The following is a 14,457-nucleotide window of genomic DNA, read 5'->3' on the forward strand; positions in this document are numbered from 1 at the left end:
GCTATTTCTTGGCAAGCATTCATTAAAATAATTATTAATCAATGAGATACAAATTTATTCAATCAATGAATGGATAAATTTTTCCGATAGATACAGCTGCTTCGTGGAGAACGACATGAGTCATGGCATTAATCCGGGTGTCACTGCCGTAAAGGGCAGGCGCACCATCCGCAACCTGCGTTGGTGGGTTCTGGTGCTGTTCTTGTTAGGCGTTACCGTTAACTACATTACCCGGAACTCACTGGGTATTTTGGCTCCAGAGCTGAAAACCAGTCTTGGTATTACCACTGAACAATATTCCTGGATTGTCGCTTCATTCCAGCTTGCTTATACCCTCTTCCAACCGATTTGTGGCTGGCTGATTGACGTAATCGGCCTCAAGCTGGGCTTCTTAATTTGCGCAGGTCTTTGGGCGGTAGTGTGCATCATGCACGCAGGTGCCGGAAGCTGGCTGCATCTGGCTATTTTGCGCTTCTTTATGGGCGGTGCTGAAGCTGCGGCAACCCCGGCTAACGCCAAAACGATTGGCGAATGGTTCCCGAAAAAAGAGCGCCCTATTGCTGCGGGTTGGGCAGGCGTTGGTTTCTCGATTGGTGCCATGCTGGCACCGCCAATTGTCTATTTTGCGCATGCCTCTTTCGGCTGGCAGGGCGCGTTTATGTTCACCGGCGTGTTAGCCATGTTGTGGGTTATTTTGTGGTGGATGTTCTATCACAACCCGGAACAGCACCCGAACCTCAGCAAAGAAGAACTGGAGTTCATCAAACAAGATAACGAACCTGCTGCGGTGAAACTGCCTTTCCTGACTGCACTGAAAACCGTCGGCAAAAACAAGCGTTTCTACGGTATTGCTATCCCTGCTTTTATGGCCGAACCGGCATGGGCAGTGTTGAGCTTCTGGGTTCCGCTGTATCTGGCAAACGAACGTGGAATGGATCTCAAACAAATTGCCATGTTCGCCTGGCTGCCGTTCCTCGCCGCCGACCTCGGCAGCGTGGCAAGTGGCTATCTGACCAAGCTTTATACCCGCTGGTTCGGTTACTCACGCACCAACTCCATCGTCGCCAGTTCGGTGACCGGGGCTTTCCTGATGATCTCGCTGGCACTGGTTGCCATCACTAAAGATCCGTACGTCACCATTGCATTGATTTCGATTGGTGGCTTCGGGCACCAGATTATTTCCTGCATGTTGAGTGCGCTGGTTGTGGACTCCTTTGATAAAGGCCAGATGGCGACGGTCAACGGCATGCGCGGTTCTGCGGCCTGGATCGCCAGCTTCTTATTCTCACTGTTGATTGGCGTCACCGCCGACAAAATTGGCTACAACCCGCTGTTTATCGCCATGGGCTTCTTTGACCTGATTGGCGCTGTATTCCTGGTTTCTTTTATTGCTGAACGCCGCACTAAGCGCGCCTGATAGATGGATTGTGAACGATGAAAACGTTGAAAACCTGGACACTATTAAAATCTGATGCCCACCACGTGGAGTTAAGCGTGGATGGCAAACATCGCCTGAATTTGTTCGTGCTGGAGCAAGGCATGTTCCGCGTGCTAATTAAGCGCGAAAACAAACTGGCACTGAACCGCACCTGGAGCATTGCGCCAGAAAGTGATGTGCCGTGGGAAGGCCGCGACCGTGAAAGCCTGCAAGGTTTCGCTCTGCCTGGTTTCACGGTAGAAGAATTAGATGACACTCTGCGCATCAGCACCGATAAACTGCGCGTCACTGTTCACCAGCCGCTGTGGCTGGAGTGGGAATATCTGAATCAGGATTCCCAGTGGCAATTGCTGGCAAGCGACCGCCCAACCAGCGCTTATCTGCTGAACGCCCATGGCGATGGCGTGGCGCATTATCAGCGCCGCTTCAAAGAAGAACGTTATTACGGCCTGGGCGAAAAAGCTGGCCCGTTGCAGCGCACCGGTAAGCGTTATGAAATGCGCAACCTCGACGCAATGGGCTATAACGCGGAGTCTACCGATCCGCTGTACAAACATATTCCGTTTACCATTACGCGCCGCCCGGACGTGAGCTTCGGGATGTTTTACGACAACCTGAGCTGCTGCTGGCTGGATTTGGGTAACGAAATCGACAACTACCACCTGCCCTACCGCCGCTGGCAGGCAGAATCAGGCGATGTCGATTATTACCTGTTCCTCGGCCCGCAGGTTTTAGACGTCACCAAAGCGTTTGTGCGCCTGACCGGTAAAACGCTGTTTGGCCCGAAATGGAGCCTCGGCTACAGCGGTTCAACCATGCATTACACCGACGCACCGGATGCGCAAAACCAGCTGATGAGCTTTATAAAACTGTGCGACGAACACGCGATCCCATGCGATTCGTTCCAGTTGTCATCGGGCTACACTTCCATCAAAAACAAGCGTTATGTGTTCAACTGGAACTACGACAAAGTGCCGCAACCAAAAGTGATGAGCCAGGCATTCCACGATGCGGGCATCAAACTGGCGGCGAACATTAAGCCGTGCCTGTTGCAGGATCATCCTCGTTATCAGGAAGTGGTTGAGCAAGGTCTGTTTATTAAAGATTCCGAGCAAGATAGCCCGGAACGCTCGATCTTCTGGGACGATGAAGGTTCACACCTCGATTTCACCAACCCGGCAACGGTCAAATGGTGGCAAAACGGCGTCACTACGCAACTGCTGGAAATGGGTATCGACTCCACCTGGAACGATAACAACGAATACGAAGTGTGGGATGGCGAAGCACGTTGCTACGGCTTTGGCCAGGAAATCGCCATCAAAAATATTCGCCCAGTCATGCCGCTGTTGATGATGCGTGCCTCACTCGAAGCACAACAAGCCTTTGCACCGGAAAAACGCCCGTATTTGATTTCGCGTTCAGGTTGCGCCGGGATGCAGCGTTACGTGCAAACCTGGAGCGGCGATAACCGCACCAACTGGAATACGCTGCGCTACAACACTCGTATGGGCGTGGGCATGAGCCTGTCAGGTTTGTATAACGTCGGGCATGACGTCGGCGGTTTCTCTGGCGACAAACCAGATGCCGAGCTGTTTGTCCGTTGGGTACAAAATGGCGTGATGCACCCGCGCTTCACCATTCACTCATGGAATGATGACCAGACTGTCAACGAGCCGTGGATGTACGCAAGTGTGACTCCGGCAATCCGTAGCGCGATTGAAACACGCTATCGCCTGCTACCGTATTTCTACACGCTGCTGTGGCAAGCCCATGCTGACGACGAACCGATGCTGCGCTCCACCTTCCTTGATCATGAGCACGACGCGAAAACCTTCGAAGAGTGTGATGACTTTATGCTGGGCCGTGATTTGCTGGTCGCAAGTGTGGTGGAAGAAGGCCAACGCGAGCGCGAAATCTGGCTGCCAGAAAACGGCGCGGGTTGGTACGATTACTACACCGGCCAGTGGTATAGCGGCGGCCAGACAATTGTGGTTGATGCTCCGCTCGAACGCCTGCCGCTGCTGGTGCGCGCCGGTGCTGCCCTGCCGCACTCTGCACGCATTACGCATGTGTTAGCGAGCGCTGATAATGTGCGCGAGTTGAAAGTGTATCCGTTGCAAGGGACTGGCGTTTCACACGGCAGCCTGTTTGAAGACGACGGCGAGTCATGGGGTTATCAGCAAGGTAATGCGTTGTGGCTGAGCTGGGAAATTCGCTGTACGGCAGATGAGATTCATGTGTCGTTTAGCCGTAAAGGGGATTATCAACCGGCATGGAGCGAGATGAAGTTGACGCTTCCTGCTGGGGAAAAACGCCGTTTGGTTGTTGATGGCATTGAGCAGGATTTATTGAAGATTTAAGATATAAAAAAACCGCCGAAAGGCGGTTTAAAACTGCTGACGAAGCTATTTCGTAGGTCGGATAAGCGCAGCGTCATCCGACAATCAGGTGCAAATGGAGGATGACGCTAGCGCTTATCCACCCTACAAAACTAAATTAACCGTCAATACCTTTACTGCGCAGGTAATCTTCGTACCCGCCGGTAAAGTCAATCACACGCTCTGGGGTAATCTCAATCACACGCGTTGCCAGCGAGCTAACAAACTCACGGTCGTGAGAAACGAAGATCAGCGTGCCTGGGTACATTTCCAGCGCCATGTTCAGCGACTCGATAGATTCCATATCCAGGTGGTTGGTAGGTTCATCCATCACCAGAACGTTCGGGCGTTCCATCATTAACTTACCAAACAACATGCGGCCTTTTTCACCACCGGAAAGCACTTTAGCAGGCTTTTTGATGTCATCCTGGCTGAACAGCAGACGGCCAAGAATGCTGCGCACCGCTTGCTCGTCGTCGCCTTCCTGCATCCACTGGCTCATCCAGTCGAACACAGTCAGGTCATTTTCGAATTCGTATTCATGATCCTGCGCGTAATAGCCGATTTGCACATTCTCAGACCACTTCACAGTACCTGCGTCTGGAGTCAGTTCAGCAACCAGGGTTTTAAGCAGAGTGGTTTTACCCACGCCGTTAGTACCCAGAATCGCCAGTTTTTCACCCACTTCCAGCAGCATGTTAACGCCTTTGAACAGTGGGCCGTTATCAAAGCCTTTAGACATAGCTTCAACTTCAAGCGCATTACGGAACAGTTTCTTGTCCTGCTCGAAGCGAATGAACGGGTTCTGACGGCTGGATGCTTTAACTTCGTCGAGTTTGATTTTATCAATCTGACGCGCACGAGAAGTCGCCTGGCGAGATTTAGAGGCGTTGGCACTAAAACGGCTAACGAAGGATTGCAGGTCTGCAATCTGCGCTTTTTTCTTCGCGTTGTCAGACAGCAGGCGTTCACGCACTTGTGTTGCTGCCGTCATGTATTCGTCGTAGTTGCCTGGATAAACACGCAGTTCGCCGTAGTCCAGATCCGCCATGTGAGTACACACCATGTTCAGGAAGTGACGGTCGTGCGAAATGATAATCATGGTGCTGTTACGTTCGTTCAGCACGGTTTCCAGCCAACGAATGGTGTCGATGTCCAGGTTGTTCGTCGGTTCATCAAGCAGCAGAATCTCTGGGTTTGAGAACAGTGCCTGCGCCAGCAACACACGCAGTTTCCAGCCTGGAGCAACTTCGCTCATCGGGCCGTAATGTTGTTCTACAGGAATGCCGACACCTAACAGCAGTTCGCCCGCGCGTGCTTCAGCGGTGTAACCGTCCATTTCGCCGTACAACACTTCCAGGTCAGCCACTTTGTAGCCGTCTTCTTCGCTCATCTCTGGTAACGCGTAAATGCGGTCGCGCTCTTCTTTTACTTCCCAGAGTTCAGCGTGGCCCATGATTACCGTGTCGAGCACGGTGAATTTTTCAAAGGCGAATTGATCCTGACGCAACTTACCGAGGCGTTCGTTCGGATCAAGTGAAACGTTACCCAGCGTTGGCTCTAAATCGCCACCGAGGATCTTCATAAAGGTAGACTTGCCGCTACCGTTAGCGCCGATCAAGCCGTAACGGTTGCCGCCGCCAAATTTGACAGAAATATTTTCAAACAGCGGCTTACTGCCGAACTGCATTGTGACGTTGCTGGAAACTAGCACAGAGATGTCCTGGTAAAAGAAGTTTTAAGATGTGAGATCCGGCACATTATGCCATAACTCAATGTGCAGATCGCCCTGCTTGTTCACTGGCGATAAAATAATCAATATGGAAAAAAATGTGATTTAATCCACATCTGATTTCCCTGGTCGCGAGAATGCACATATAATGCGCGGCTAAACCGCTCCGTTTCTTCACTAACTAGCCTGCATGGCCGTAAATAATTCGCATACCATGAATATGAAACTACGCACTATTTTACTGGCATTTGTGGCTGTCGTGTCTTTTAGCAAAACAGCTTCTGCCGTGACCTATCCTCTGCCTACTGATGGCAGCCGTTTGATTGGTCAAAACCAGGTTGTCACCATTCCTGAAGGTAGCACCGCACCGCTGGAAGAATTCGCAGCACGTTACCAGATGGGTCTTTCCAACATGTTGGAAGCAAACCCGGGTGTTGACCCGTATTTGCCAAAGCCTGGTACCATCCTGAATATTCCTCAGCAGCTGATTCTGCCGGACACCGTCCATGAAGGTATTGTTATTAACAGTGCTGAAATGCGCCTCTACTATTACCCTGCTGGCTCCAACACGGTTATCGTGCTGCCAATCGGTATCGGCCAGTTGGGTAAAGACACCCCACTGAACTGGACAACAAAAGTAGAACGTAAGAAAGCGGGCCCAACCTGGACGCCAACGAAGAAAATGCACGCAGAATATATTGCTGCCGGTACGCCACTGCCAGCGGTTGTTCCAGCTGGCCCGGATAACCCGATGGGTCTGTATGCACTGTACATTGGTCGTCTGTATGCAATTCACGGTACCAACGCAAACTTTGGTATCGGCCTGCGCGTGAGCCACGGTTGTGTGCGTCTGCGTAATGAAGACATCAAATTCCTGTTCGAGAAAGTGCCGGTCGGTACCCGCGTTCAGTTCATCAACGAACCGGTTAAAGCCACCGTTGAGCCAGATGGTACGCGCTACATTGAAGTGCATAACCCACTGTCGACCACTGAAGCGCAGTTCAACTCCACTGAGATTGTCCCTATCACGCTGAAAAACAACGTGACCGCGATTACCGCTCAGCCTGACGTTGACAGCACCGTATTGGATCAAGCTATTCAGGGCCGTTCCGGTATGCCGGTACGCTTGAACTAAGCGAAGATTACAGCTTTGAAGAGCGGCCTACGGGCCGCTTTTTTTGTCCTCAAAATACGTGTTGTGATAATGCCCAAAACTTTCTGGAACGTTCCAGACAGGAATGTTTGGTATGCTAATAATTCATGATGTGACCGGTAGCACATTTTTGAGTTTAATTGTATGATGAATGCGTTTTCTAAAAGGTAATCACTATGCGTAACTCACTCACCGCACTATGGCAGTACCTGCGGGCATTTATATTAATTTACATATGCTTATATGCAGGTATTGCCATTTCGTCACTGCTTCCTATCACCATCCCCGGCAGCATTATTGGCATGCTGATTCTGTTTGTATTGCTGTCGCTGCAAATCGTCCCTGCCAAATGGGTTAAACCCGGTTGCCAAATATTGATTCGTAACATGGCGCTGCTGTTTGTGCCGATTGGCGTAGGTGTGATGCAGTATGTCGATGTAATAAAACAACAATTTGGCCCTGTCGTGGTCTCATGTTTTATCAGTACCCTGGTGGTGTTAGTGGTGGTGAGCTGGAGTTCCCAGTTAATGCATGGCGAGCGTAAAGTGGTGAGCGAGCGCGAGGGTGAGACAAAATGATTCATCATCTTTGGTGGTCTTTACCTTTAACACTGGCGACTTTTTTCCTGGCTCGCCAGGTTGCTGTCCGTTATAAATCGCCGGTTCTGAACCCGTTGCTGATTTCCATGATTGTGATAATCCCAATCCTGGTCTTGACCCGTACCCCTTACGAACATTATTTCGAAGGCAGTAAAGTATTAAATGACTTGCTGCAACCGGCCGTTGTTGCCCTCGCCTTCCCGCTTTACGAACAGCTTCACCAGATTCGCGCGCGCTGGAAATCCATTATCACTATCTGTTTTATTGGCAGCATGGTGGCGATGATTACCGGTACTTCGGTGGCATTACTGATGGGCGCAACTCCGCAAATTGCCGCTTCGATTTTGCCGAAATCAGTGACCACCCCTATCGCAATGGCAGTCGGTGGCAGTATCGGTGGGATCCCGGCGATTAGCGCAGTCTGTGTGATTTTTGTCGGTATTTTGGGTGCCGTATTTGGTCATACCCTTTTGAATTTAATGAACATTACCACTAAGGCGTCTCGTGGTCTTGCGATGGGGACGGCATCTCATGCCCTCGGCACCGCTCGCTGCGCGGAACTTGATTACCAGGAAGGGGCTTTTAGCTCATTGGCGCTGGTGATCTGCGGCATCATTACCTCACTGATTGCCCCGTTCCTGTTCCCGGTTATTTTGGCCGTGGTAGGTTAAAACTTGCGAGAGATCGCGCATTTTCATTCTTTATTTCATACGTTGCATTTGTAATTAGATGAAGATCACATATAAAGCCTATACAGACCCGTAAACTACGGGTCAATCACTTGTTATGAGGCTAATTTCCATGCGCTCACGTTTTCAGGCTGCTCTCGCACAACTCCCGGCTGCACTGCAAACCGCACTGCAACCCTTGATTACTGACTCTCATTTCCCAGCAATGTTTATTGCTTCCGAAGTAGAATCACTGAAAGCTCAGACCGGCCTTGATGACGATGCATTGGCCTTCGCCTTATTGCCACTCGCAGCCTCTTGTGCACGTGCTGATTTATCACAGTTTTATGTCGGCGCTGTGGCGCGCGGTGTAAGCGGTAACCTTTATTTTGGCGGCAATATGGAGTTTCTCGGCTCCACCATGCAGCAGACCGTTCATGCCGAGCAGAGCGCAATTACTCACGCGTGGATGCGCGGTGAAAAAGCACTCTCCGCCATTACGGTTAACTACACACCTTGTGGCCATTGCCGCCAGTTTATGAACGAGCTGAATAGCGGTGTAGCACTACGCATTAATTTGCCAGGCCGTAAACCCGCCACGCTTGGCGATTATCTGCCTGATGCCTTTGGCCCACGCGATTTAGAAATCAAAACCTTGCTGCTTGATGAAATGGACCATGGCTTTGAGTTGCAGGGCGATGAATTAAGCCGTGCCGCCATTGCCGCGGCAAACCGTAGCCATGCGCCGTACAGCAACGCGCCTTCAGGTGTGGCGCTGGAAATGCGTGACGGGACGATTTTCAAAGGGAGCTATGCAGAAAACGCGGCATTCAATCCTTCCCTGCCACCACTGCAGGCCGCACTGAATCTGCTGAGTCTTTCGGGTTATGACTATAACGATATTCAGCGGGCAATACTTGCTGAAAAAGCCGAAGCACCACTAACTCAATGGGATGCGACCGCTGCCACACTAAAAGCGCTGGGCTGTATGAATATTGACCGCGCACTTTTGAATTGATATTCACAGTACGGGCGTGCTTGCGTCCGTACTGTTTAAATTTAACGCAACCAACGCAGTGAATCTTGCTCTTACCCACCAGGTAAAGTAGCCTTGAATAAAATTCCCTCCTTTTTTAGAGCCGCAAGTCCATGTTGAAGCGCGTGTTTTATAGCCTGTTGGTGATAATCGGATTGGCTGTGGTCGCTGCGCTATGTCTTGACCGCTGGATAAGCTGGAAAACTGCGCCTTACGTCTATGATGAATTGCAGGACTTGCCCTACCGCCAGGTCGGCGTGGTGCTTGGAACCGCCAAATATTACCGCACAGGCGTGATTAATCAGTATTACCAATTCCGTATTCAGGGCGCGTTAAATGCTTATAACAGCGGTAAAGTAAATTACCTGCTGTTAAGCGGCGATAATGCCCAGCAAAGCTACAACGAACCCATGACCATGCGTAAAGATCTGATTGCCGGTGGTGTTGACCCGGCCGACATCGTGCTGGATTACGCTGGTTTTCGTACCCTGGATTCTATCGTTCGTACCCGCAAAGTCTTTGATACCAACGATTTCATCATTATCACTCAGCGTTTCCATTGCGAACGTGCGCTATTTATTGCCTTGCATATGGGTATTCAGGCGCAGTGTTACGCCGTTCCCTCGCCCAAAAATATGATGACTGTACGTATCCGTGAATTTGGTGCCCGATTAGGCGCGCTCGCGGATCTGTATATCTTTAAACGTGAACCGCGTTTTCTTGGCCCATTAGTGCCAATTCCTGCAATGCATGAAGTACCTGAAGATGCACAAGCTTATCCGGCTGTGACGCCAGAACAGTTGCTGGAGTTACAGAAAAAACCCTAAAGTAAGCCCTCAAGGAAGGAAGAATGGCTGTTAATAAAATATTACTGGCATTGGTTCCCGCACTCAGTCTGCTGGCTGCACCTGCACTGGCGCAGGCAGAAGAAGAATGCATGGCGCAGTTAAAAACACAGGCCGCGTTGCTGCATCCTACAAGTCAGCTAAATGAAAGTAACAGTGCCTGCAAAGTGTGGCCGTGGGCTCCAGACAAAACCATTATGGTGATGATGTTATCCGCACCCGACGCTGACCCCAATATGCCCATCTACGACGTCGATGTGTTAGTGACGGACACACATAGCGGTAAGGTAATTGCGCGCAATACCCACCCGCAAGCCATTCAGGATGATGCGATAGCAACTAGCTCTGTCACCATCGATACAGCACGTTACCAGCTCACCCCAGATTTACGCGCCTTTGCCATCCGCTTTGTCCATACTGGTTCTTCCAATGTTAACCAGTTCGGTGTTGAAAGCCTGAATATGTATGTGCTTAAAGACAAAACGCTGCCTTTGCTGGTTAATCACTTCAGTATGGTGATTGACAGCGGAGAGTGGGATGGGGCTTGCACGGGATATTTTACGAAAAACAAGCGAACTATTTCGGTGTTAAACACTACCAGCAACGGCTATGCCGATCTGCGAGTACACGATAAAAAAGTCTCAAATGAAACAAACCGGGATAAAGCCGGTAAATGTGCAGAAACAAAGGTTGGCGAAGAGGAAACAGATATTATTCTGCGTTTTGATGGGAAAGTTTATCCGGTGGATAAAAAAGAGCAGTTTGACAGTGCATTTTGATTAAATGATCAGGGTGAGCCTTCGCCCACCCTGACAATAAATTACTTCTTACGTGCGTATTTCAATGAATCCAGTGCGACCGCGAAGATAATGATCGCACCCTTGATGATGTACTGCCAGTAAGGGTTCACGCCGATATACGTCAAACCGTAGTTGATGACGGTGAAGATGATAACACCGGTCACCACGCCCACGACCGTCCCCACGCCGCCGCTGAATGACACACCGCCGACGACGCACGCCGCAATCGCATCCAGTTCGTACATGAAGCCAAGGTTGTTGGTCGCAGAACCGATACGCCCAGCTTCTAACATCCCGCCGAAGGCGTAGAACACACCAGACAGCGCGTAAATCATGATCAGGTTCAGTGCAACGTTAACACCAGAAACTTTAGCGGCTTCAGGGTTACCACCGATGGCGAAGATGTTCTTACCAAAGCGCGTTTTGTTCCACAGAATCCAGACAAAGCCAATCGCAATCAACGCATAGAACGTGATGTACGAGAGCTTAAAGTTACCCATCTTGATAAAGCCCTGGGTAAAGGTCGAGAACCCGCTATCGAACCCCGCAATTGGCGATGCGCCAACAAAGTCGTAGTACAGGGAGTTGATACCGTAAACGATGATCATGGTACCCAAAGTGGTGATAAACGGCGTCACGTTCAGGTAAGCAATGATAATACCGTTAACCAGACCAATGATTGCGCCGATAGCACAAACGATCAGGATAACCAACGGGATTGGCATGGTGCTCATTTCAGGGAAAACTTTGTTTACGTTTTCCATTGATTGCAGGAATGTCGCCGCGACAACCGCCGCTAAACCTACCTGGCGACCTGCTGACAGGTCAGTACCCTGAGTCACAATCAGCCCCGCCACACCCAATGCAATGATGATACGCACGGAAGACTGGGTCAGAATGTTACTTAAGTTCATCAAGCTTAAAAACGTTGGGTCCTGGAAAATAATAATCGCCAGCAGCACCAGCAATACGACATAAATGCCGCCTTCTTTCAGATAAGTTAGAAAACTTTTCTTATTTAACGCACTCATTTTAATAGCCCCTAAATTATCAAAGGTGCACAGACGCAAGACGTAATATTTCGTTCTGCGTGGTTGTTTTAGTGTCTACAATTCCGGCAACGAGACCATTGCTCATCACCAGGATACGATCTGTAATCCCTAACAACTCTGGCATTTCGGACGAAATAATGATGATTCCTTTCCCTTTTTTGGCGAGTTCAGCAATAAGCTGATAAATTTCAAATTTAGCCCCAACATCAATCCCGCGAGTCGGTTCATCTAACATTAAAATTTCTGGCTGTGTTAATAACCAACGGCCAATAATCACTTTTTGTTGGTTACCACCGGACAGCGAACCAATCGCCGTGCGATGACCTGGTGTTTTGACACGCATTGAGTCGATTACCCATTGGGTATCGCTTTTCATGCGCGAATTATCCAGTAAGCCAACTTTGTTTTTATAATTGCGAATATTAGAAATCAGTGAGTTAAAACCAATATCCAGGTACGCATAAATACCGGTTGAGCGACGTTCTTCTGTCACCAGGGCAAAGCCATGGTTAATCGCTTCGTTCGCGCTATGGTTATTAATCTTTTTGCCGTGCAACGTAATAGTACCGTCTGATTTTTCACGGATACCAAAAAGTGTTTCAACAATATCAGTACGTTTTGCACCGACCAGACCAGCAATGCCAAGAATTTCCCCTTTGTGCAAATCAAAGGAAACATCGCGAATCGAAGGCTGACGTAGTGAAGTCAGGTTACGGACTTCCATAATCACTTCACCCGGCACGTTTTCTTTTGTCGGGAAGCGTTGGTTTAGCGAGCGGCCCACCATCATGGAGATAATTTTATCCATATCCAGCCCTTCTAATGGCTGGGTGGCAATCCACTGCCCGTCACGTAAAATCGTGATTTCATCGCACAGCTGGAAAATTTCTTCCATTTTGTGGGAGATATAAACAATACCGCAGCCGCGTTCTTTTAATTTACGGATGATTTTGAAAAGGTGATTAACTTCTTTTTCTGTCAGCGAGGATGTTGGCTCATCCATAATGACGATTTTGGCATTGTAAGAAAACGCTTTGGCAATTTCGATCATCTGCATTTGTGATACTGACAATGTGCCCACACGTGCTTTAGGGTCAATATCAATATCCAGTTCATCGAAAATGTGTTTGGTATCGCGGTACATTTTGTCCTGGTCGACAAATACACCTTTAGTTGGGTAGCGCCCCAGCCACATGTTATCCATTACGGTACGTTGTAAAACCAGGTTTAACTCCTGGTGCACCATAGAAATACCATTTTCCAGCGCTTCTTTGGTGCTGGAAAAGTTAACTTCTTGTCCCTGAAAAAGAATACTGCCGGAATCTTTGGCATAGATCCCAAATAGGCATTTTAATAATGTTGATTTGCCTGCACCGTTCTCACCCATTAATGCGTGAATGGAATGAGGACGAACTTTTAAATTAACATTATCCAGTGCCTTAACGCCGGGGAATGATTTATTAATGTTGGTCATTTCCAACAAATATTCCGACGACTGATTTGTAATATTGTCGACCATAATTACGGTTCCAATAGTGTCACTGAGTGGATTGAGCCGGACGAAAATCACATCCGGCTCGACACTTTTTTTAAAACCATATCCAAAATAATTCGAGTTGCACAAAGGCGACAAGCTCGTGAGTCCCCGGCAGCTTACTTAAGTAAGTGACCGGGGTGAGCGAGTGCAGTTAACGCATCTGCGGCTCGAAGTATGAAGGATACTTATTTACCAGTAAATTCAGCCAGATTGCTCTGATCAACACCGACGTATGGGATACGAACGATTTTGTTCTCAATCTTCCACTTAGTGCCTTCAGCGGCAGGCTTACCATCGGCCAGGTTTTTAGCCAGATCGAAGGTTGCTTTAGCCTGGTTGTTGGCATCGTTCAGAACGGTACCGGCCATTGCGCCAGATTTAACCAGTGCCAGAGCTTCTGGCAGGGCATCAACACCAAAGACTGGAATAGAAGATTTGTTGTGCGCTTTCAGCGCTTCAACTGCACCCATTGCCATCGCATCGTTGTTGGCAATAACCACTTCGATTTTGTTAGCGTTCGGGCCAGACAACCATGCGTCCATCTTATCTTTTGCCTGAGCGGTATCCCACATTGCAGTATCTAACTGCAGCTGTTGAGTTTTCAGGCCTTTGGTATTCAGCTCTTTAATAACATAGGTAGTACGAGCTTCAGCATCCGGGTGGCCTGGTTCGCCTTTGAGCAGAACGAATTGAACCTGACCATCTTTGTTCAGATCCCATGCCGGGTTAGCTGCCCAATGTTTAGCAATCAGGTCGCCCTGGATGATGCCAGACTCTTTAGAGTCAGTACCCACGTAGTAAGCTTTGTCGTAGCTATCCAGCGCTTTACGAGAAGGTTCTTTGTTGTAGAACACGATTGGAATGTTCTGGCCGCGAGCTTTTTCGATAACGGTGCCCGCAGCAGCAGGGTCAACCAGGTTGATTGCCAGTGCTTTCACGCCTTTTGCCAACAGTACGTCAATCTGATCGTTCTGCTTGGACTGGTCGTTTTGCGAGTCGTTCATCAGCAGTTCTACGTCTGGAGAAGCTTTTGCGTCTTTCTCAATTGCTTTGCGAACCACTGACATGAAGTTATCGTCATATTTATAAATGGTCACACCAATACGGGTATCAGCTGCATGAGCGGCTGCGCCAAACAACATGCAAGACATAACAGCGGACAGGGTCAAAACCTTCTTATTCATGGTATCTCCGGTTTTTTGCAGGGTAGTACATTAGG

Annotated in this window: 12 protein-coding genes; 8 read left to right on the forward strand and 4 right to left on the reverse strand. The window is 49.2% G+C overall.

The features are described 5' to 3' along the window. Nucleotides 1-115 precede the first annotated feature (115 nt). Together MES37_RS08375 and MES37_RS08380 are read left to right on the forward strand one after the other, a co-directional pair. The gene (locus tag MES37_RS08375) at nt 116-1,417 is read left to right on the forward strand and encodes an MFS transporter (RefSeq protein WP_064545025.1); all 1,302 of its coding nucleotides are present in this window, start codon (nt 116-118) and stop codon (nt 1,415-1,417) included. 17 nt (nt 1,418-1,434) lie between these two features. After that, nucleotides 1,435-3,798, forward strand: a complete 2,364-nt coding sequence (locus tag MES37_RS08380) for a glycoside hydrolase family 31 protein (RefSeq protein WP_237931025.1) — start codon at nt 1,435-1,437, stop codon at nt 3,796-3,798. A gap of 136 nt (nt 3,799-3,934) precedes the next feature. Here the strand turns inward: MES37_RS08380 and MES37_RS08385 are convergent, their stop codons facing one another. Next, nucleotides 3,935-5,530 (reverse strand): ABC-F family ATPase, encoded by a 1,596-nt coding sequence (locus MES37_RS08385; protein WP_064545022.1) that lies wholly within the window; start codon nt 5,528-5,530, stop codon nt 3,935-3,937. Between the two features lie 232 nt (nt 5,531-5,762). Between MES37_RS08385 and ldtB the strand changes: the two genes are divergently transcribed. The 6 genes from ldtB (at nt 5,763) to MES37_RS08415 (ending at nt 10,628) form a co-directional block, all read left to right on the forward strand. Further along, entirely contained in the window at nt 5,763-6,683 is a 921-nt protein-coding gene (ldtB, locus tag MES37_RS08390) for a L,D-transpeptidase (RefSeq protein WP_064545113.1), read from the forward strand. Nucleotides 6,684-6,877: 194 nt separating this feature from the next. Continuing rightward, nucleotides 6,878-7,279, forward strand: a complete 402-nt coding sequence (locus MES37_RS08395) for a CidA/LrgA family protein (protein WP_133521928.1) — start codon at nt 6,878-6,880, stop codon at nt 7,277-7,279. Continuing rightward, on the forward strand, nt 7,276-7,971 hold the full coding sequence (locus tag MES37_RS08400) for a CidB/LrgB family autolysis modulator (RefSeq protein ID WP_064545019.1): 696 nt from the start codon (nt 7,276-7,278) through the stop codon (nt 7,969-7,971). The genes MES37_RS08395 and MES37_RS08400 overlap by 4 nt, the downstream gene beginning before the upstream one ends. A 130-nt stretch (nt 7,972-8,101) precedes the next feature. Then, a complete protein-coding gene (gene cdd / locus MES37_RS08405) occupies nt 8,102-8,986 on the forward strand; it encodes a cytidine deaminase (RefSeq protein WP_121815220.1) in 885 nt (294 codons plus the stop codon). 131 nt (nt 8,987-9,117) lie between these two features. After that, a complete protein-coding gene (gene sanA / locus MES37_RS08410; RefSeq protein WP_133521930.1) occupies nt 9,118-9,831 on the forward strand; it encodes an outer membrane permeability protein SanA in 714 nt (237 codons plus the stop codon). Between the two features lie 23 nt (nt 9,832-9,854). Beyond that, the gene (locus MES37_RS08415; RefSeq protein ID WP_121815219.1) at nt 9,855-10,628 is read left to right on the forward strand and encodes a hypothetical protein; all 774 of its coding nucleotides are present in this window, start codon (nt 9,855-9,857) and stop codon (nt 10,626-10,628) included. A gap of 41 nt (nt 10,629-10,669) precedes the next feature. Here the strand turns inward: MES37_RS08415 and mglC are convergent, their stop codons facing one another. The 3 genes from mglC to mglB form a co-directional block, all read right to left on the reverse strand. Further along, entirely contained in the window at nt 10,670-11,680 is a 1,011-nt protein-coding gene (gene mglC / locus MES37_RS08420) for a galactose/methyl galactoside ABC transporter permease MglC (protein WP_064545011.1), read from the reverse strand. Between the two features lie 19 nt (nt 11,681-11,699). Next, entirely contained in the window at nt 11,700-13,220 is a 1,521-nt protein-coding gene (gene mglA, locus MES37_RS08425) for a galactose/methyl galactoside ABC transporter ATP-binding protein MglA (RefSeq protein ID WP_064545008.1), read from the reverse strand. Nucleotides 13,221-13,423: 203 nt separating this feature from the next. Next, on the reverse strand, nt 13,424-14,422 hold the full coding sequence (gene mglB, locus MES37_RS08430; protein ID WP_064545006.1) for a galactose/glucose ABC transporter substrate-binding protein MglB: 999 nt from the start codon (nt 14,420-14,422) through the stop codon (nt 13,424-13,426). Between the last annotated feature and the right edge of the window lie 35 nt (nt 14,423-14,457).

The sequence above is a fragment of the Buttiauxella sp. S19-1 genome (assembly GCF_022134725.1).
Taxonomy (GTDB): Bacteria; Pseudomonadota; Gammaproteobacteria; order Enterobacterales; family Enterobacteriaceae; genus Buttiauxella; species Buttiauxella ferragutiae.

Excerpts from the sequence above, each read along its gene's own strand:
- MES37_RS08375 (WP_064545025.1), top strand. The coding sequence starts at position 116 with ATGAGTCATGGCATTAATCCGGGTGTCACTGCCGTAAAGGGCAGGCGC.
- MES37_RS08380 (WP_237931025.1), top strand. The coding sequence starts at position 1,435 with ATGAAAACGTTGAAAACCTGGACACTATTAAAATCTGATGCCCACCAC.
- ldtB (WP_064545113.1), top strand. The coding sequence starts at position 5,763 with ATGAATATGAAACTACGCACTATTTTACTGGCATTTGTGGCTGTCGTG.
- MES37_RS08395 (WP_133521928.1), top strand. The coding sequence starts at position 6,878 with ATGCGTAACTCACTCACCGCACTATGGCAGTACCTGCGGGCATTTATA.
- MES37_RS08400 (WP_064545019.1), top strand. The coding sequence starts at position 7,276 with ATGATTCATCATCTTTGGTGGTCTTTACCTTTAACACTGGCGACTTTT.
- cdd (WP_121815220.1), top strand. The coding sequence starts at position 8,102 with ATGCGCTCACGTTTTCAGGCTGCTCTCGCACAACTCCCGGCTGCACTG.
- sanA (WP_133521930.1), top strand. The coding sequence starts at position 9,118 with ATGTTGAAGCGCGTGTTTTATAGCCTGTTGGTGATAATCGGATTGGCT.
- MES37_RS08415 (WP_121815219.1), top strand. The coding sequence starts at position 9,855 with ATGGCTGTTAATAAAATATTACTGGCATTGGTTCCCGCACTCAGTCTG.
- mglC (WP_064545011.1), bottom strand. The coding sequence starts at position 11,680 with ATGAGTGCGTTAAATAAGAAAAGTTTTCTAACTTATCTGAAAGAAGGC.
- mglA (WP_064545008.1), bottom strand. The coding sequence starts at position 13,220 with ATGGTCGACAATATTACAAATCAGTCGTCGGAATATTTGTTGGAAATG.
- mglB (WP_064545006.1), bottom strand. The coding sequence starts at position 14,422 with ATGAATAAGAAGGTTTTGACCCTGTCCGCTGTTATGTCTTGCATGTTG.